Below are 16994 nucleotides of genomic sequence, written 5' to 3'. Positions count from 1 at the left end.
GTGTTTGCGCCAGAGCAAGCGCCGCTCAGGACACCTCGCCCGCCAGGTAATACCAGCGGCCGTCCTCGCGGACGAAGCGGCTGGCTTCATGCAGGCGCTCAGCCTTGCCGCCCACCTTGTAACGGGCGACGAACTCCACGGTGCCCGCCTCGTCGCCGTGCAGGCCGGCTTCGCAGCGCTTCACCTCCAGGCCTATCCATTTGACCACCCCAGCCTCTTCGGCCAAGTCCAGGCTTTGCGGCCGGGTGGACGGATGCCAGGTAGCCAGCAGATAGTCCTCGCGCCCCAGCGCATACGCGCTGAAGCGCGAGCGCATCAAGGCCTGGGCGGTAGGCGCCGGCGGCCCGTCCGGCGCCAGATAGCGTCCGCAGCAGGCGGACAGGTCGGCGCCGCCGCAGGGACAGGCGGTGTTGGCTTGCTTGCGGGACTTCATCAGTAACCCAGCGGCGGCAAACCGTACAGCTTCAGCAGGAAATTGCTGAAGGCCGGATCGGCGGGCTTGGGCGCATACTTGGGCCAGCGCCGCATCCATTCGCGCAAATGCAGCTCCAGCCGGGAGCGGAAAGCGTCGGAATCCAGCCGGCCGGCATCGCGCTCCACCGTCAACTGGCGGTAGACGGCGAAGTTGTCGTTATCGACGGCGTTGCTGCCGACAATGCGCAGGCGGGCGGCATTCAGTTGATCGGCGGCGGCGGTGCGGGTCAGCGCGCCGCTCTTCACCTGGTCGGCCAACCGGTTGGCCTCGGCCAGCAGCAGATCGACCTTGCCGGCGGCATGCGCCGGCGGCTGGGACGTCTGGCTGGCGGAGTGCACCGGCGCGCCCAACTGCTGCAGGCTGCTGCAACCGGCAAGTCCGGCCAGCAGGGATATCATAAGCAGTCTTTTCATGCCGGCCATTGTAGCCCGGCCGACCGGCGCGGCGTCAATCGCAAACATCTTGCGATCGATTGCGCAAGCCGCCCGGCATCAAATGCAAAAGCCCGGCGCACCGGGCTGGGCAGACGCGTGCGCGGCTGGCTCAGGCCAGATGTTCGAACAGCACCGTGGACAGATAGCGCTCGCCAAACGACGGGATCACCACCACGATCAGCTTGCCGGCGTTCTCCGGCCGCTTGGCCAGCTGCAACGCCGCCCATACCGCGGCGCCGGAAGAGATGCCGACCAGGATGCCCTCCTTGGTGGCGACGTCGCGCGCGATCTGCAGCGCATCGTCGTTCTTGACGCGGATGATCTCGTCGTAAATATCGGTGTTCAGTATCGCCGGCACAAAGCCCGCGCCGATTCCCTGGATAGGATGCGGCCCTTTGGCGCCGCCGGACAGCACCGGCGAGGCGTCCGGCTCCACCGCCACGATCCGCACGCCGGGCTTTCTGGCCTTCAGCACCTCGCCCACGCCGGTGATGGTGCCGCCGGTGCCGACGCCGGAGACAAAGATATCCACCTGGCCTTCGGTATCGTTCCACACCTCTTCCGCGGTGGTGGCGCGGTGGATGGCCGGGTTCGCCGGATTCTCGAACTGCTGCGGCATGAAATAGGTGTCGGGGAATTCGTCCACCAGCGCGCGCGCCTTGGCGATGGCGCCGCCCATCCCGTCCGGCCCCGGCGTCAGGATCAGTTCGGCGCCGTAGGCCTTCAACAGCTGGCGGCGCTCTTTGCTCATCGTCTCCGGCATGGTGATCACCAGCTTGTAGCCGCGCGCCGCGCACACCATCGCCAGACCGATGCCGGTGTTGCCCGAGGTGGGTTCGACGATGACGGTGTCCGGCCCGATCTTGCCGGCCCTCTCCGCCGCATCCAGCATCGCCACCGCGATGCGATCCTTGACGCTGTGCGCCGGATTGAAGAACTCCAGCTTGGCCACCACGGTGGCGCCTGCTCCTTCAGTGACGCGGTTAAGCCTGACCAGCGGAGTGTTGCCGATCAGGTCGGTAATGGTATTGGCGATACGCATAGTCTTATTCCTCATTAACCGACAATAGCTGTAATGATATTCCCCAGCATCATAATCAATCGCTAGAATCCAACCTAATATTGTTTGCTTATATCCAGCAAACCAATAAACCAAGTTCCGCATGCCCGCTCTAAGCGGCTTTGTTATAGTCAATGGAAACACAGGTCCGAAACCCATGCCCACCCAGGAAACCCTGATTCCGCTATCCGGCTGGCGCCGCAAGCTCTACATCATCATCTACGAAGCCGACACCCGCGCCGGCCGCCTGTTCGACCTGACCCTGACCCTGGCCATCCTGGTATCCGTCGCCTGCGTGATGCTGGAAAGCGTGGCCGGCATTCGCCAGCGCTACGGCGCGCTGCTCAGCCTGTTGGACTGGTTTTTCACCATACTGTTCACCGTGGAGTATGCGCTGCGGCTGATCTGCGTGCACAAGCCGCTGCGTTACGTGAAAAGCTTCTTCGGCGTGATCGACCTGTTGTCCATCCTGCCGCTGTATCTGGGCCTGTTCATCCCGGAAAGCCGCTTCCTGGCGGACATCCGCATCCTCAGGCTGCTGAGGATGTTCCGCATCCTCAAGCTCAGCCGCCACCTGAGCGAGGCACTGGAATTGCGGCGCGCGCTGGCGGCCAGCCGGCGCAAGATCACCGTGTTCCTGGCCACCGTCATCCTGCTGGTCATCATCCTGGGCACCCTGATGTACGTGATAGAAGGGCCGGAACACGGCTTCACCAGCATCCCCATCAGCATCTACTGGGCCATCGTCACCCTCACCACGGTGGGTTTCGGCGACATCACGCCCAAGACGCCGCTGGGCCAGGCACTGGCCAGCCTGGTGATGATCACCGGCTACGGCATCATCGCCGTGCCCACCGGCATCGTCACTGCGGAAATCGCCCGCGGCAAGCCCGCCTCCCGCTCCGACAACCAGTCGGCCACCCGGCTGTGCCCGCACTGCTTCAGCGAAGGCCACGACTGGGACGCCCATTTCTGCAAGCACTGCGGCGGTCAGCTGCCGCGTCCCTCCAGAGACCAAGTCAGCTGAAAACCACCCTTCCATGCCGCCCCGCCAAGCGGATGATGCGCTGCCAGACGGCCGGGCTCTTGCTATCATGGCGCGTCCGCAGCGCGGCCAGCTGTTGCATACCCGTCAAGGTCAACCGTCCGGCATGTTGCGACGCAAATAGCTAGCGTTTACTCAAGGCTGCGGCGTCAAAACAACATGCCATTTGCAAGTCAAAAACGCCGCGCCAGGCCAGGTCAGGCTCTCCGGCCGGCAAGCTGTTTTTCCGGCCAAGGCTGTGGATAACTTTGTTGATAAGCCGGTGCATAGACCGTGCAAACGCCCGCCGGCACAAGCTTTCAATGATTTTCTCATCCGGGGATTGATTTTTGCAAGTCATTGATTTAATTGTGCTTTAACTCTGATATCAAACACTACGCAAGCGTTGCCGCCCAAGCGGGCATTGAATAATTACTCCAGCGAGCCACTGTGGATCACTTGACAAGACATAATTTTTTTGATCACAGCCAAGATGTGATCAGCGTCTCCTCCCTCAACCGCATGGCGCGCGACCTGCTGGAAAGCGGGATACCGCCGATCTGGATAGGCGGGGAGATTTCCAACCTGACGCTGGCCAGTTCCGGCCATGCCTATTTTTCGCTGAAGGACGGCGGCGCCCAGGTTCGCTGCGTGATGTTCCGCCATAAGGTGTCCGCCCTGCCCTTCCGTCCCAAGGAGGGCATGCAGGTGGAACTGCGCGGCCAGGTGACGCTGTACGAGGCGCGCGGCGATTTTCAGATCAATGTCGGAGAAATGCGCTCCGCCGGCCTGGGCAGGCTGTTCGAGGCTTTCGAACGACTGAAGGCCAAACTGCAGGCCGAGGGCCTGTTCGACACCGGCCGCAAGCGCGAGCTGCCCAGCCACCCGGCAGCCATCGGCATCGTCACCTCGCCCGCCGCCGCCGCGCTGCGAGACGTGGCCAGCACCCTGCGCCGCCGCATGCCCGGCATACCGCTGATACTCTACCCGGCCCAGGTGCAGGGCGAAGGCTCGGCGCAGCAGATCGCCAGGGCCATCCAGCAGGCCGGCGAACGCCGCGAAGTGGATGTATTGATCGTCTGCCGCGGCGGCGGCAGCATCGAGGACCTATGGTCATTCAACGAGGAGATCGTCGCCCGCGCCGTGGCGGCCTGCCCGATTCCCACCGTCAGCGGCGTCGGCCACGAAACCGACTTCACCATCTGCGACTTCGTCGCCGACCGCCGCGCGCCGACGCCGACCGCCGCCGCCGAACTGGTATCGCCCAACCGCGAGCATCTGGCGATCCAACTGGAGCAGACCCGCCGCGCTCTGGAGCGGGCGCTGAGCCGCCTGCTGACGGACAAGGCCCAGCAACTTGACTTCCTGGGTCGCCGCCTGGTCCACCCCGGCCTCAAGCTGCAGGCCCAGCGCGAGCGGCTGGACGCGCTGTCGCGGCGCCTGAGCCAGCGTGTGAACGGCGCCTTCGAGCAGAGCCGCTGGCGGCTGCAGCTGGCCGGCAGCAAGCTTTCGCGCCACCAGCCCGACCTGGCCCGCCTGGCGCAGGCGATGCAACAACGGCAGGCGCGGCTGGAGCGCGCCAAAGACCGGTTGCTGGAGCGCCGCCAACAACAGCTGGCGCAGCTGTCCGCCACGCTGGCGGCCTTCAATCCGGAAGCGGTGCTGGCCCGCGGCTACGCCATCGTGCAAAAGCAGGACGGCCAAGCGGTGAAAAACCCGGCGGAGCTGCGCAATCACGAGAAGGTGACGCTGCGGCTGGCCGAAGGCAGCACCGAGGCCCGCATCGAGCATCCGCAGGGCGCGCAGCCGGAATTGCCGTTCTGACGCCACCTGCAGCGCGGGAACGAAGGACCCGCCTACGCCGGGCTTCGTCTCAAGGCTTTCCGCCTGGGGTCACCAGGCTGCCGCGCCGAATCCGGTCGGCAAGGTCTTGCATCGCCTGATCCGACAGCACCTCCGTCTTTCCGCTGCGGTGGGGAATATTGCTGCCGGTAATATACTTCGCCTCTTCACGGCCCGAATCGTCGCCTGACAAGGCGCTTGCGCCAGGCGTCGCGGCGCACGCGGCCAGCAGCAGTGAACAGGACAGCAACGGCATCAATTTGGCAGGGTTCATCACAGCTTCATCCATGGCGGATCATCGACAGGAACGTGCCCGGGCGCAGCGGCCGGAAGGCAGGCGGATAATTATGCAAATATGCTATTCAAGCCCGCGCCGAATGTAAATGCCCGATCCGGTTCCGGGCAATAAAAAAGCCTGCGACCATCGCAGGCTTTTCACAGGACGGAGCACGCGGGTAATCAAACTTGCCGCAGCGCCGGCGGCAACGCGAACACCGTGCTCTCCTCCACGCCGGGCAGCTCCGTCACCTGGCTGATGTCGAAGGTCTTGATGCGGTCTATCACCGCCTGCACCAGCACTTCCGGCGCGCTGGCGCCGGCGGTGAGCCCCACCCGCTGCTTGCCGGTGAACCATTGCGGCTCCAGCAGGCTGGCATTGTCCACCATATAGGCGTCCACGCCCTTCAGCGCCGCCACTTCGCGCAAGCGGTTGGAGTTGGAGCTGTTGGGCGAACCCACCACGATCACGATGTCGCACTCCGCCGCCAGCTGCTTGACCGCGTCCTGGCGGTTTTGCGTGGCGTAGCAGATGTCGTCCTTCTTCGGGCTGTGGATAGCCGGAAAGCGGGCCTTCAGCGCCTCGATGATGTCGCGGGTCTCATCCACCGACAGCGTGGTTTGACTGACATAAGACAGCGCATCTGGGCGCCGCACCTCAAGCGTGGCCACATCGTCGACCGTCTGCACCAGATACATGCCGCCGCCCACCTGGCCCATGGTGCCCTCCACTTCCGGGTGGCCGGCGTGGCCGATCATGATGATCTCCATGTCGGCCTTGTGCATGCGCTTCACTTCCACATGCACCTTGGTCACCAGCGGACAAGTGGCGTCATACACGGTCAGCCCCAGAGCCTCGGCCTCGGCCCGCACCGACAGCGGCACACCATGGGCGGAATAGATCAGCGTGCTGCCGGCAGGAACATCCTTCAAGTCCTCGATGAACACCGCGCCCTTGCCGCGCAGGTCATCCACCACGAAACGGTTGTGCACCACCTCGTGGCGCACGTAGATGGGGGCACCATACAGTTCGATGGCGCGCTCGACGATGGCGATGGCCCGGTCCACGCCGGCGCAGAAGCCGCGCGGATTGGCGAGCATGATGGTCTTCGTCATCAGAATTTCCTCGATCAGGCCGGAACGGCGGACGTTCCGGCAATTGCGCGCACGACCCTCTCGCGGGCCATGCCGCAGATTAGCTGCGTCTCAGCGCGACGGCTTTTTCAGGCTGTCCAGCACCATCAGCGCCGCGCCGACACAGATGAAGGAGTCGGCCAGGTTGAACGCCGGGTAGTACCACTGGTTGTAGTAGTGCACCATGATGAAGTCGATCACGTGGCCATAAGCCAGGCGGTCGATCACATTGCCCAGCGCCCCGCCGATGATGAATGCGGCGGCCAGGTTCATCATGCCGGTAAAGCGGCCCTTGACGATGTTCCAGCCCAGCCAGCCGGACACGGCGAAAGCCAGCGCGGTGAACAGGTATTTCTGCCAGCCGCCGGCATCGTGCAGGAAGCTGAAGGCCGCTCCCGGATTGTAGATCAGCGTGAAGCTGAAAAAGCCCTCCACCACCGAGCGCACTTCGCCGTACTGGAAACGGCCGTTGAAATAAAGCTTGCTGAACTGGTCCAGCACGATAACCAGCGCCGCCAGCACGAACCATTTGGACCAGCGGCGGGCCCCAGGCATAGTCATTGCAGAATCCATCAATCTGTATCCATGGGCTGGCGGGGCAGCGACTGCGGCCCCGCATCAGACGATCAGGCGTGGCGGCGATGCTCGCCCTGGCCGTCCAGGTTGTCCACACAGCGGCCGCAAACAGCGCCGTGCCCGGCGTGGCTGCCCACGTCGGTGCAGTAATGCCAGCAGCGCTCGCACTTCTCATGCGTAGAGGCGTGCACCCGCACCGCGACTTCTGCCGCTTCCTTGACGCCGGCCTTGGAGACGATCAGCACGAACTTGAGCTCGTCGCCCAGGCTCAGCAACTGCTGCGCCAGGGCCACCGGCGCGTCGATCTCCACCTCGGCCTGCAGCGAGGAGCCCAGCTTGTCCGCGCTGCGTAGCTCTTCGATCTGTTTATTGACCTGGGCGCGCAGCTCGCGGATGGCCTGCCACTTGCCGGCCAACGCCTGCTCGCGCTCTACCGCCTGGCTCGGGAACTCGTGCCAGATATGGTACAGCGTCGACTCTTCCTCGCTGTCCACCAACACATTCCACGCCTCGTCGGCGGTGAAGCACAGAATGGGCGCCACCATCAGCAGCAGGCTGCGGGTGATGTGGTACAGCGCGGTCTGCGCGCTGCGGCGGACATGGCTGTCGGCCTGGGTGGTGTACAGTCGGTCCTTGATCACGTCCAGGTAGAAGGCGCCCAGGTCTTCCGAGCAGTAGCCGACCACCTCCTGTACCACGTGGTGGAAGGCGTAGCGCGAGTACAGCTCGCCCACTACCTTCTCCTGCACCTCGCGGGCGCGCAGCAGCGCGTATTGGTCCAGTTCCACCATGTCGGCCAGCGGCACGGTGTGCTCCAGCGGGCTGAAGTCGGACAGGTTGGCCAACAGGAAGCGGATGGTGTTGCGCAAGCGGCGGTAACTCTCGGTGGTCCGCTTGAGGATTTCCTGCGACAGCGACATGTCGCCGGAGTAGTCGGCGCTGGCCACCCACAGGCGCAGAATATCGGCGCCCAGCGTGCCGCAGATCTCATCCGGCGCGATGCCGTTGCCGCGCGACTTGGACATCTTGTAGCCCTTGTCGTCGACGGTGAAGCCGTGGGTCAGCAGCTGCTTGTACGGCGCGCGGCCTATGGTGGCGCAGCCGGTTTTCAGCGACGACTGGAACCAGCCGCGGTGCTGGTCGGAGCCTTCCAGGTACAAGTCGGCCGGCCAGGCCAGCTCCGGGCGCTGCTTCAGCACCGCGAAGTGGGTGGCGCCGGAGTCGAACCATACGTCCAGCGTGTCAGTCAGCTTGCGGTATTGCTCGGCCTCGTCGCCCAGCAACTCCCTGGCGTCCAAGCTGAACCAGGCTTCGATGCCCTGCTGCTCGATGCGCAGCGCCACTTCTTCCAGCAGTTGGCCCGAGCGCGGATGCAACTCGCCCGACTCCTTGTGGATGAAGAAGGTCATCGGCACGCCCCAGTTGCGCTGGCGCGATACGCACCAATCCGGGCTGTTCTTGATCATCGCGTCCAGGCGCGCGCGGCCCCAGGACGGGAAGAATTCGGTGGCGTCCACCGCGCGCTGGCTGATCTCGCGCAGCGTCTCGCCGCCATTTGCCTTGCGGTCCATGCTGATGAACCATTGCGGCGTGGCGCGGAAAATGATCGGCGTCTTGTGGCGCCAGCAGTGCGGATAGCTGTGTTCCAGCTTGGTCTTGTGCACCAGCGAGCCATGGGCTTCCAGCGTCTCGATCACGCGCGGGTTGGCATCCCACACCAGCATGCCGGCGAAGATTTCCGTGGTGGACTTGTAGCGGCCGTCGTCGGCCACCGGGTTGGCGATCGGCAAGCGGTACTGCAGGCCGGCCTGGAAGTCTTCCAGACCATGCGCCGGCGCGGTGTGCACCAGGCCGGTGCCGGCGTCGGTGGTGACGTGGTCGCCACAGATCACCGGCACCTGGCGGTCGTAGAACGGGTGCTGCAGCTGCAGCAGGTCCAGTTCCGCGCCCTTGGCCTCGCCCAGCACACGGTAGGACTCGACGCCGTAGCGCTTCATCGCGGATTCGACCAGGTCCTTGCCCAGGATCAGCTTGCCCTTGGGCGTGTCCAGCAACTGGTAATCCAGGTTGGCGTTGACCGCCACCGCCTGGTTGGCCGGCAGCGTCCACGGCGTGGTGGTCCAGATCACCGCCATCGCACCAGCGGCGCCGACGCCGAAAATCTCCTCCAGCCTGGCGCCGTCAATCACCTTGAAGCCGACGTCGATCGCAGGCGACACCTTGTCCTCGTACTCCACCTCGGCTTCGGCCAGCGACGAGCCGCACTCGATGCACCAGTGCACCGGCTTCTCGCCCTTGCTTAGGTAGCCGTTTTCGTGAATCTTGCCGAGGGTGCGCACGATGTCGGCCTCGGTCTTGAAGTCCATGGTCAGATAGGGATTGTCCCAGTCGCCCAGCACGCCCAGGCGGATGAAGCCCTTCTTCTGGCGCGCCACCTGCTCCTTCGCGTATTCGCGGCACAATTCGCGGAACTTGGCGGCGGGAATGTCCTTGCCGTGCAGCTTCTCCACCATCAGCTCGATCGGCAGGCCGTGGCAATCCCAGCCCGGCACATAAGGCGCGTCGAAGCCGGCCAGCGTTTTGGAGCGGACGATGATGTCCTTCAGCACCTTGTTGACCGCGTGGCCCAGGTGGATGTCGTTGTTGGCGTAGGGCGGGCCGTCGTGCAGGATGAATTTGGGACGGCCGGCGGACAGCTTGCGCAGCTTGTCGTAGCGCCTTTCGTCCTGCCAGCGCTTGACCCAGGCCGGTTCGCGTTTGGCTAGATCCCCGCGCATGGCGAAGGGTGTATCCAGCAGGTTTACGGTTTTACGATAATCGATGCTCATGCCTGCTCTCGCTGCAAACTTGTCAAATAGGTCTTGGCGCTGGCGGCGTCGCGTTCTATCTGCGCCACCAGTGTTGCCAAATCATCATAGCGCGCTTCATCGCGCAGCTTTTTCAGGAATCGTACTGTCAAACGCTTGCCGTAGAGGTCGCCGGCAAAATCGAACAGATGCACTTCCAGCTTGTAGTCGGGCGTATCGCTGACTGTGGGATTCAGCCCCAAACTGGCCACGCCGCCCAGACGCCCATGCGGCGTATCCGCCTCCACCACGAACACGCCCCGCAACGCGGGCTTCAGATGCGGCAGATGGATATTGGCGGTCGGAAAGCCTATGGTACGCCCCAGCTTGCGCCCGTGCATCACCTTGCCGGATATCCGGTAGCAGCCTCCCAGCAAGGATGTCGCCGAATCCAGATCGCCAGCCGCCAATCTTTCCCGCACCAGCGTACTGGAAGCCCGCTCTCCTTGCACCAGTACCGAAGGCATGGCCTCGGTGGCGAAATGGGGACAGGAGGCCAGCAGATCGAAATTTCCCTTGCGCGCGGCGCCAAACTGGAAATCATCGCCAATCAACAGGTAACGGGTTTTCAATTCCTCAACCAGCACCTTGTCGACAAATTCGCCGGCTGGCATATTCGAGAAGCTACGATTGAAGCGATAGACGAACACATAGTCCACCAGGCCCAGCTCGCCCAGCATCGCGAACTTGTCGCGCAGCGTCGACAGACGGGCCGGCGGAGCGGTTCGGCTGAAAAACTCGCGCGGATGCGGCTCGAAGGTCAGCAAGGCAGTCGGCAAACCGCGCACCCGCGCCTCTGCGCGCAGCCGCTCCAGCATGCGTCTGTGCCCCAGGTGCACGCCATCGAAATTGCCGATGGTCAATGCGCACCCCTGCAGGGCAAAGCGACGCGGATCCCCCAGAAATACCTGCATTTGCGGTCTTTACATACGTCCTGAAACCTTCGATTGTAGCCGCCAGCAGTCAATAGCGTCCAGCCGTTATCCGCAGCGCCAAAAACAAAAAACCCCGCACATTGGCGGGGTTTTGGATTCAAACCGGAATGCTTAGTTGGCAGCCGGCTTTTCGACTACGGATTCTTTAACCGCGTCGATGACCACTTCTACGCGACGGTCAGACTCGATGCAAGCCTTGATCTCGGCGTTCTGCTTCTTGTTCTTCACGTAGCGCGGGAACTTGGCCTTGCACTCTTCGGTCATCTTGGCTTCAGCCTTGCCCTTGCCTACGGCAGTGATTTTCTCCGCCGGAACGCCTGCGTTCTCGAAGTAAGCCTTGACAGCGTCAGCACGCTTCTGGGACAGCGCGTTGTTCAGCTTGTCGGAACCCAGGAAGTCGGTGTAACCATCGATTTCAACACCGTTCAGGTGGCCTTGGCCGGCGTGGGCCTTCAGCTTGGCCACCAGCGGATCCAGTTCGTTCTTGGCATCCGGACGCAGGTTGTTCTTGTTGAAGTCGAACAGAACCTTGGCGGACAAGGTAACCTTTTCCTTCACGGAAACCATAACCGGCTTCGGAGTATCTTTCACCACTACCGGCTTGGCGGCTTCGCGGTCGCCACATTCGACCAGACCATCCTTGGCCTTGTCGAAGTAGGTGGTGTGCCAGCATTCGCCGTAGTTGTTGCGGGTCACTGCTTCGGTGGATTGGTCTGCGACGTAACCCGGTTTAGCAGCAAAAGCGCTAGCAGAAACCAACAGGGCGGCAACCAGTGCGCTCAGTTTCAGCTGTTTAGTCATGTTATTCCCTCTTTAATCTATAAAATGGGTAGCAATGCGGGCTGACGCAAAGACCACGCGAACAAGTTGACTGCAAACATCAGAGATGGCTACATGCTGTGTTAATGCAGTTAACCCGCACTATAGGAATGCGGCAACACCATGTCAACACAGGGCGCGAAGCAAAGTCATTATAGCGTTGCAGAAATGCATCACATTTCGCTAATTATTGCGACTACCTGTCTCCCCTATGCGACACATTACGATCATGTGACGCGTCTGCGAAACAGTGGTATAGGTTGTCGATATGTCATCTGATAGCTATCGCTGAAGGTATTGTAACAATCCCCCCCATCCAGCGCTTTGCCATCCTTGATCACGAAGGCATCGAAACCCACCTGCCACAACGGTCGGATCAGATCCGGCCAGACATCGCCCACCGCTCGCAGCTCACCGGCATAATCATAGCGCTCGCGCAGCAGCCTGGCGAGGCTGTATCCGCGGCCATCGGTGAAAGCCGGAAAGTCAATGGCAATCAGGACAAGGTCGGCCAGATGCGTTCCCAGCAAGGCCGGATCGTCTTCCGGCGCCAGGCACACGCCCACCCGGCCGCCATGCGCCAGCCATCTGTCCGTCTCCGCCAGCCAGCAGGCCAGCGGCACGATCACATCCCGCCCGATTGGCGCGGCCGGCAGCCGGCCCTGCTCGTCCAGGCGCAATTGCAGCCAGCCATCCTCGCCGACGCGGCCATCCTTAATGTACTGGGGCATACACCCTCTCCTTGAAAGGCTCGACGCCCACGCGGCGCAGCGTGTCGATGAAGGGTTCGCCCGCCTGGCGCCGCTCCAGGTAAACCTGCATGATCTTGGCGAAGGCGCGCGGCACATCCGCCTGCGCGAACGAGGGGCCGATCACCTTGCCGATGGCGGTATGGCTGCCCTGGCTGCCGCCCAGCGTGATCTGGTACCACTCCTCGCCGTTCTTGTCGACGCCGAGAATGCCGATATTGCCGATATGGTGATGGCCGCAGGCGTTCATGCAACCGGAAAAGTTACAGGCGATATCGCCCAGGTCGTACAGGTAATCCAGATCGTCGAAAGTCTGCTGGATGGCGTTGGCCACCGGAATGGAGCGGGCGTTGGCCAGCGAACAGAAATCGCCGCCTGGGCAACTGATGATGTCGGTCAACAGGCCGATGTTGGGCGTGGCCATCCGCGCCTTGCGCGCCGCCTGCCACAAGGCGGGCAGGTCCTTCTGCGCCACGTCAGGCAACACCAGATTCTGCTCGTGCGCCACGCGCAATTCGCCAAAACCGAAACGGTCGGCCCAGTCGGCGGCGGCTTCCATCTGTTCGGCAGTGATGTCTCCCGGCGGCGCGCCGGTTTCCTTCAGCGACAGGATAACCGAGCGGTAGCCTGCATGGCGGTGGGGGCGGGTGTTGCGCTCGTACCAGCGGGCGAAGGCCTTGTCCGCCGCCAGCGCCGTGGCCAGTTCGGCCGGTTGGTCGGCCAGCGGCTGATAATCCGGATCGACAAAGAAGCTGGCGTAGTGCGCCACGTCCTCGTCGCGCAGCGTGGACGGGCCATCCTTCAGATGCCGCCACTCGTCCTCCACCTTGGCGGCGAAGCCGTCCCGCGTCATCGCCTTCACCAGGATCTTGATGCGCGCCTTGTATTTGTTGTCGCGGCGGCCGAAACGGTTGTACACCCGCAGCACCGCGTCCAGATAGGTCAGCAGGTGCTGGCGCGGCAGGAATTCGCGCACCACCTCGCCCACCATCGGCGTGCGGCCCAGGCCGCCGCCCGCCATCACGCGGAAGCCCACTTCGCCGGCCGCATTGCGGCTGACGTGAAGGCCGATGTCGTGCACCTGGGTGGCCGCGCGGTCTTCCTCGCTGCCGGACACCGCGATCTTGAACTTGCGCGGCAGGAAGCTGAACTCCGGATGCATGGTGCTCCACTGGCGGATGATCTCGCAGTAAGGCCGCGGGTCGAACAATTGATCCGCCGCCACCCCGGCGAAGGCGTCGGTGGTGGTGTTGCGCACGCAGTTGCCGGAAGTCTGAATGGCGTGCATCTCCACCGTGGACAGTTCCTCCAGGATGTCCGGCACCCGCGACAACTCAGGCCAGTTGAACTGGATGTTCTGCCGGGTGGTGAAATGGCCATAGCCCTTGTCGTAGCGGCGGGCGATCTCGGCCAGCTTGCGTAGCTGCACGCTGCGCAGATGGCCATAAGGAATCGCCACCCGCAGCATCGGCGCGTGGCGCTGGATATACAGGCCATTCATCAGCCGCAGCGGACGGAATTCGTCTTCCGACAACTCGCCGGCCAGAAAACGGCGGGTCTGGTCGCGGAACTGCACAACGCGCTCCCGCACCAGGCGGTGGTCTACTTCATCATATCGATACATATATGGATTCCAGCGGGAATGCCGACGGCTGCAGGCCGGCAGGATCAGACGGGACGTTGCAGCGGACTGGCCTTGACGTGCAGCCCGCACTCCTTGGTTTCCGGGTTCTCCCACCACCAGCGGCCGGCGCGCACATCCTCGCCCACGCTGATGGCGCGGGTACAGGGCGCGCAGCCGATCGACGGGTAATGGCGGTCGTGCAGCGCGTTGTACGGCACCTGGCGCTCACGCAGGTATTGCCATACCTCGGCCTCGGTCCACTCCAACAGCGGGCTGAACTTCTCCAGACCGTTGTCGGCGTCGTATTCTTGGCTGGCCAGATCCTGGCGGGTGGGCGACTGCTCGCGCCTCAGACCGGTAATCCAGGCCGAACGGCCGGTCAGCGCGCGTTTGAGCGGCTCAATCTTGCGCACCTGGCAACAGGACTTGCGCAGCGCCACGCTCTGATAGAAGCCGTTGATTCCATGCAGGTTGACGTAAGACTCGGTGGCGGTCGTATCGGGAAAGTAGACCTTGACCGGGTGCGCCGGATAACGCTCGGCCACCTGTTGCATCAAAGCGTAGGTTTCCGCCGGCAAACGGCCGGTGTCCAGGCTGAAGCTCTGCAGCGGCAGGCCCAGGCTGGCGATCAGATCGGTCAGCACCATGTCTTCGGCGCCGTAGCTGTTGGCCAGCGCCGCGTCGGGATGCGCTTTGGCGATGGTTTGCAGCAGGACCGTGGTAGCGGCGAGTTTTGACTCCAGGCTCATCGAGCGCTCCGGGGATGGTTCGAGCTTATCCTAACCAAAGCGCTTATAAACCTAAAAGAATATTGTGTTAGTATTTAATGACTACAGGTTTTATAGAGGGCAGGTCGAAAAGATGAAGCTACAACAACTTCGCTACCTGGTGGAAGTGGCCAAACAGGGGCTGAACGTTTCCGAAGCCGCCGAGAAGCTGCATACCTCGCAGCCCGGCATTTCCAAGCAGATCCGCTTGCTGGAGGACGAACTGGGCATTCAGGTGTTCATCCGCAACGGCAAGCGGGTGGTATCGGTGTCCGAGCCCGGCAAGGAAGTGCTGCGCATCTCGGAACGCATCCTGCGCGAAGCGCAGAACCTCAAGCGCGTCGGCGACGAGTTCTCCCGCGAATCGGAAGGTGCGCTCATCATCGCCACCACCCACACCCAGGCCCGTTACGCGCTGCCGCAGGCGATAGCCGAATTCGTGCGCCGCTATCCCAAGGTGCGCCTGTCGCTGAAGCAGGGCAGCCCGACGCAGATCTGTGAAATGGTGGTATCCGGCGAAGCCGACCTCGCCATCGCCACCGAGGGCATCTCGCTGTACAAGGAACTGGCGATGCTGCCCTGTTACGAATGGAACCGCTCGGTCGTGGTGCCGCGCGGCCACCCGCTCTCCCAACTGGACAGAAAGATGACGCTGGCCGATATCGCCAACTATCCCATCGTCACCTATGACTTCGCCTTCGCCGGCCGCTCCAAGATCAACAAGTCGTTCGCCGACGAGGGCCTGACGCCCAATGTGGTGCTTACCGCCATCGATACCGACGTGATCAAGACCTACGTCTCGCTGGGCCTGGGCATAGGCATCATCGCCAGCATGGCCTTCGAGCCGGAGCGCGATCAGAGCCTGGTGGCGATGGACGCCAGCCACCTGTTCGAGCCGTCCACCACCAAGATAGGCATACGCAAGGACGCCTATCTGCGCGGCTTCGCCTACACCTTCATCGAGCTGTTCGCCCCGCACCTGCACCGGCGCGAAGTGGACTCGGCGCTGCTGGCGCACGACGGCGAGCTGGACGAATAAGGCTCCTCGCCCAAAGACAACGCCCCGGCAAGCGCGCGGGGCGTTTTGTTGGCGCATGCAGCGGCGATCAACGCCGCCGGCCTCGGACTCGGCAAGCCTGCTCTTCAGATATCCACCTTGCCCCGCAAAGCCTTGGTCCCGCTGCGATTGGCCTTGCTTGCCAGGCGGCGCTGCTTGGAGCCGAAGGTCGGCTTGGTGGCCCGGCGCGCCTTGGGCGTATGGCTGGCGCCGTCGATCAAGGCCTGCAGGCGCAACAGCGCATCGGCGCGATTCTGCTCCTGCGTGCGGTGCTGCTGGGCCTTGATCACCACCGTGCCGTCCTTGCTCACCCGCTGGTCGCCCAGCTGCAGCAGGCGCTGCTTGAGCCAGTCCGGCAACGACGAGGCGCGCACGTCGAACCGCAGGTGGATCGCCGACGACACCTTGTTAACGTTCTGCCCGCCCGCGCCTTGCGCGCGGATGGCGCTGAGTTCGACCTCGTCCTCCGGCACGGCAAACGTTTTGCCACTCATATATAGACGCCTCCCTGGCTGGCCGGATTTTGCGCGGCCGGCGGCGGGAGCCATCGCCAAACCGCAGCAGGCGCCCGCTCCAGACGCGCAAACCATAGCCGATGACCCCGCATCCGCGGCGAGCCCTTACAGCGTCAGGCCGCCCGTCACTTCGATCGCCGCGCCGTTGATGTAGCTGGCCTCGTCCGACGCCAGGAAGGCGTAGACGTTGGCGATCTCGGCCGGATCTGCCATGCGGCGCATCGGCACTTTGTCTTCCATCGCCTGCAGCACCTTTTCCGGCATCGCCTTCAGGATCGGAGTGGCGACAAAGCCCGGGCACACCGCATTGGCGCGAATGCCCTTCTTGCCCAGCTCCTTGGCCCAGGTCTTGACGAAGCCGATTACGCCGAACTTGGCCGCGGCGTAGTTGGTCTGGCCGAAGTTGCCATAGACGCCCACGACCGAAGATGCGTTGAGGATCACGCCGCCGCCCTGCTCCACCATGGTGTCCACCACGGCGCGGGCACAGTTGTAGACGCCCTTCAGGTTGATGTCGATCACCTTGTCAAACTGGTCTTCGCTCATCTTGATCAGTTGCGCGTCCTGCACGATGCCGGCGTTGTTGACCAGCACGTCGATGCGGCCGCAGCGGTTTTTCAGATCGGCCACCATCTCGGCGATCTGGCCCTTGTTGGTCACATCCACCTTGTAGCCGTAGGCTTCGCCGCCCAGCGCCTTCAGCTCGTCAACCACGGCGTTGACGGCCTCCGTGTTCAGGTCGCACACCGCGACGATGGCGCCTTCCTTGACGAATTTCTCGGCGGTGGCCTTGCCGATGCCGCTGGCCGAACCGGTGATGATGGACACTTTCCCTTTTAAACGCATGGTATTCCCTTTTTT

17 protein-coding genes are annotated in these 16994 nt (G+C 63.1%); 3 read left to right on the top strand and 14 right to left on the bottom strand.

Going from position 1 to position 16994, the window contains the following annotated elements; all coding sequences use genetic code 11:
- Positions 1 to 25: 25 nt before the first annotated feature.
- The 3 genes from BI347_RS05825 to cysK all read right to left on the bottom strand — a co-directional run bounded on the left by BI347_RS05825 (position 26) and on the right by cysK (position 1951).
- A complete protein-coding gene (locus BI347_RS05825) occupies positions 26 to 433 on the bottom strand; it encodes a YchJ family protein (protein WP_071115490.1) in 408 nt (135 codons plus the stop codon).
- Positions 433 to 888, bottom strand: a complete 456-nt coding sequence (locus BI347_RS05820) for a hypothetical protein (RefSeq protein WP_071113765.1) — start codon at positions 886 to 888, stop codon at positions 433 to 435. Before BI347_RS05820 ends, BI347_RS05825 begins: the two co-directional genes overlap by 1 nt.
- A gap of 130 nt (positions 889 to 1018) precedes the next feature.
- On the bottom strand, positions 1019 to 1951 hold the full coding sequence (gene cysK, locus BI347_RS05815; protein ID WP_071113718.1) for a cysteine synthase A: 933 nt from the start codon (positions 1949 to 1951) through the stop codon (positions 1019 to 1021).
- 175 nt (positions 1952 to 2126) lie between these two features.
- Between cysK and BI347_RS05810 the strand changes: the two genes are divergently transcribed.
- On the top strand, positions 2127 to 2996 hold the full coding sequence (locus BI347_RS05810; RefSeq protein ID WP_071113717.1) for an ion transporter: 870 nt from the start codon (positions 2127 to 2129) through the stop codon (positions 2994 to 2996).
- A gap of 456 nt (positions 2997 to 3452) precedes the next feature.
- Positions 3453 to 4817: an exodeoxyribonuclease VII large subunit gene (gene xseA, locus BI347_RS05805; protein ID WP_083338720.1), complete on the top strand. Its 1365-nt coding sequence runs from the start codon at positions 3453 to 3455 to the stop codon at positions 4815 to 4817.
- A gap of 49 nt (positions 4818 to 4866) precedes the next feature.
- On the opposite strand, the gene BI347_RS05800 is transcribed toward xseA, so the two are convergent.
- The 9 genes from BI347_RS05800 to BI347_RS05760 form a co-directional block, all read right to left on the bottom strand.
- On the bottom strand, positions 4867 to 5124 hold the full coding sequence (locus BI347_RS05800) for a hypothetical protein (protein ID WP_139167038.1): 258 nt from the start codon (positions 5122 to 5124) through the stop codon (positions 4867 to 4869).
- A 170-nt stretch (positions 5125 to 5294) separates the two neighbouring features.
- Positions 5295 to 6227 (bottom strand): 4-hydroxy-3-methylbut-2-enyl diphosphate reductase, encoded by a 933-nt coding sequence (gene ispH / locus BI347_RS05795; RefSeq protein WP_071113714.1) that lies wholly within the window; start codon positions 6225 to 6227, stop codon positions 5295 to 5297.
- A 90-nt stretch (positions 6228 to 6317) separates the two neighbouring features.
- Complete coding sequence (lspA, locus tag BI347_RS05790) at positions 6318 to 6800, bottom strand: signal peptidase II (protein WP_239690905.1); 483 nt, start codon at positions 6798 to 6800, stop codon at positions 6318 to 6320.
- 71 nt (positions 6801 to 6871) lie between these two features.
- Positions 6872 to 9649, bottom strand: coding sequence for an isoleucine--tRNA ligase (gene ileS, locus BI347_RS05785; protein WP_071115488.1), 2778 nt, complete (start codon positions 9647 to 9649; stop codon positions 6872 to 6874).
- The gene (locus BI347_RS05780; protein ID WP_071113711.1) at positions 9646 to 10581 is read right to left on the bottom strand and encodes a bifunctional riboflavin kinase/FAD synthetase; all 936 of its coding nucleotides are present in this window, start codon (positions 10579 to 10581) and stop codon (positions 9646 to 9648) included. Before BI347_RS05780 ends, ileS begins: the two co-directional genes overlap by 4 nt.
- A gap of 132 nt (positions 10582 to 10713) precedes the next feature.
- A complete protein-coding gene (locus BI347_RS05775; RefSeq protein WP_071113710.1) occupies positions 10714 to 11403 on the bottom strand; it encodes an OmpA family protein in 690 nt (229 codons plus the stop codon).
- 245 nt (positions 11404 to 11648) lie between these two features.
- Positions 11649 to 12152: a DUF934 domain-containing protein gene (locus BI347_RS05770; protein WP_071113709.1), complete on the bottom strand. Its 504-nt coding sequence runs from the start codon at positions 12150 to 12152 to the stop codon at positions 11649 to 11651.
- Entirely contained in the window at positions 12136 to 13794 is a 1659-nt protein-coding gene (locus BI347_RS05765; RefSeq protein ID WP_071115487.1) for a nitrite/sulfite reductase, read from the bottom strand. The genes BI347_RS05770 and BI347_RS05765 overlap by 17 nt, the downstream gene beginning before the upstream one ends.
- A 44-nt stretch (positions 13795 to 13838) precedes the next feature.
- Positions 13839 to 14543 (bottom strand): phosphoadenylyl-sulfate reductase, encoded by a 705-nt coding sequence (locus BI347_RS05760; protein ID WP_071113707.1) that lies wholly within the window; start codon positions 14541 to 14543, stop codon positions 13839 to 13841.
- 112 nt (positions 14544 to 14655) lie between these two features.
- Here BI347_RS05760 and cysB point away from each other — a divergent pair, with 112 nt between their 5' ends.
- Positions 14656 to 15600, top strand: coding sequence for an HTH-type transcriptional regulator CysB (gene cysB / locus BI347_RS05755; RefSeq protein ID WP_071113706.1), 945 nt, complete (start codon positions 14656 to 14658; stop codon positions 15598 to 15600).
- 104 nt (positions 15601 to 15704) lie between these two features.
- Here the strand turns inward: cysB and arfB are convergent, their stop codons facing one another.
- Both arfB and fabG read right to left on the bottom strand, forming a co-directional pair.
- Positions 15705 to 16112, bottom strand: a complete 408-nt coding sequence (gene arfB, locus BI347_RS05750; protein ID WP_071113705.1) for an alternative ribosome rescue aminoacyl-tRNA hydrolase ArfB — start codon at positions 16110 to 16112, stop codon at positions 15705 to 15707.
- A gap of 126 nt (positions 16113 to 16238) precedes the next feature.
- Positions 16239 to 16979, bottom strand: a complete 741-nt coding sequence (fabG, locus tag BI347_RS05745; RefSeq protein WP_071113704.1) for a 3-oxoacyl-ACP reductase FabG — start codon at positions 16977 to 16979, stop codon at positions 16239 to 16241.
- Positions 16980 to 16994: the final 15 nt, after the last annotated feature.

Source organism: Chromobacterium sphagni, assembly GCF_001855575.1.
GTDB lineage: Bacteria > Pseudomonadota > Gammaproteobacteria > Burkholderiales > Chromobacteriaceae > Chromobacterium > Chromobacterium sphagni.
This window is presented reverse-complemented; position numbering and strand designations above follow the sequence as displayed.

Coding starts and splice junctions, on each gene's coding strand:
- BI347_RS05825 (WP_071115490.1), bottom strand. CDS start 433: ATGAAGTCCCGCAAGCAAGCCAACACCGCCTGTCCCTGCGGCGGCGCC.
- BI347_RS05820 (WP_071113765.1), bottom strand. CDS start 888: ATGAAAAGACTGCTTATGATATCCCTGCTGGCCGGACTTGCCGGTTGC.
- cysK (WP_071113718.1), bottom strand. CDS start 1,951: ATGCGTATCGCCAATACCATTACCGACCTGATCGGCAACACTCCGCTG.
- BI347_RS05810 (WP_071113717.1), top strand. CDS start 2,127: ATGCCCACCCAGGAAACCCTGATTCCGCTATCCGGCTGGCGCCGCAAG.
- BI347_RS05800 (WP_139167038.1), bottom strand. CDS start 5,124: ATGGATGAAGCTGTGATGAACCCTGCCAAATTGATGCCGTTGCTGTCC.
- ispH (WP_071113714.1), bottom strand. CDS start 6,227: ATGACGAAGACCATCATGCTCGCCAATCCGCGCGGCTTCTGCGCCGGC.
- lspA (WP_239690905.1), bottom strand. CDS start 6,800: ATGCCTGGGGCCCGCCGCTGGTCCAAATGGTTCGTGCTGGCGGCGCTG.
- ileS (WP_071115488.1), bottom strand. CDS start 9,649: ATGAGCATCGATTATCGTAAAACCGTAAACCTGCTGGATACACCCTTC.
- BI347_RS05780 (WP_071113711.1), bottom strand. CDS start 10,581: ATGCAGGTATTTCTGGGGGATCCGCGTCGCTTTGCCCTGCAGGGGTGC.
- BI347_RS05775 (WP_071113710.1), bottom strand. CDS start 11,403: ATGACTAAACAGCTGAAACTGAGCGCACTGGTTGCCGCCCTGTTGGTT.
- BI347_RS05770 (WP_071113709.1), bottom strand. CDS start 12,152: ATGCCCCAGTACATTAAGGATGGCCGCGTCGGCGAGGATGGCTGGCTG.
- BI347_RS05765 (WP_071115487.1), bottom strand. CDS start 13,794: ATGTATCGATATGATGAAGTAGACCACCGCCTGGTGCGGGAGCGCGTT.
- BI347_RS05760 (WP_071113707.1), bottom strand. CDS start 14,543: ATGAGCCTGGAGTCAAAACTCGCCGCTACCACGGTCCTGCTGCAAACC.
- cysB (WP_071113706.1), top strand. CDS start 14,656: ATGAAGCTACAACAACTTCGCTACCTGGTGGAAGTGGCCAAACAGGGG.
- arfB (WP_071113705.1), bottom strand. CDS start 16,112: ATGAGTGGCAAAACGTTTGCCGTGCCGGAGGACGAGGTCGAACTCAGC.
- fabG (WP_071113704.1), bottom strand. CDS start 16,979: ATGCGTTTAAAAGGGAAAGTGTCCATCATCACCGGTTCGGCCAGCGGC.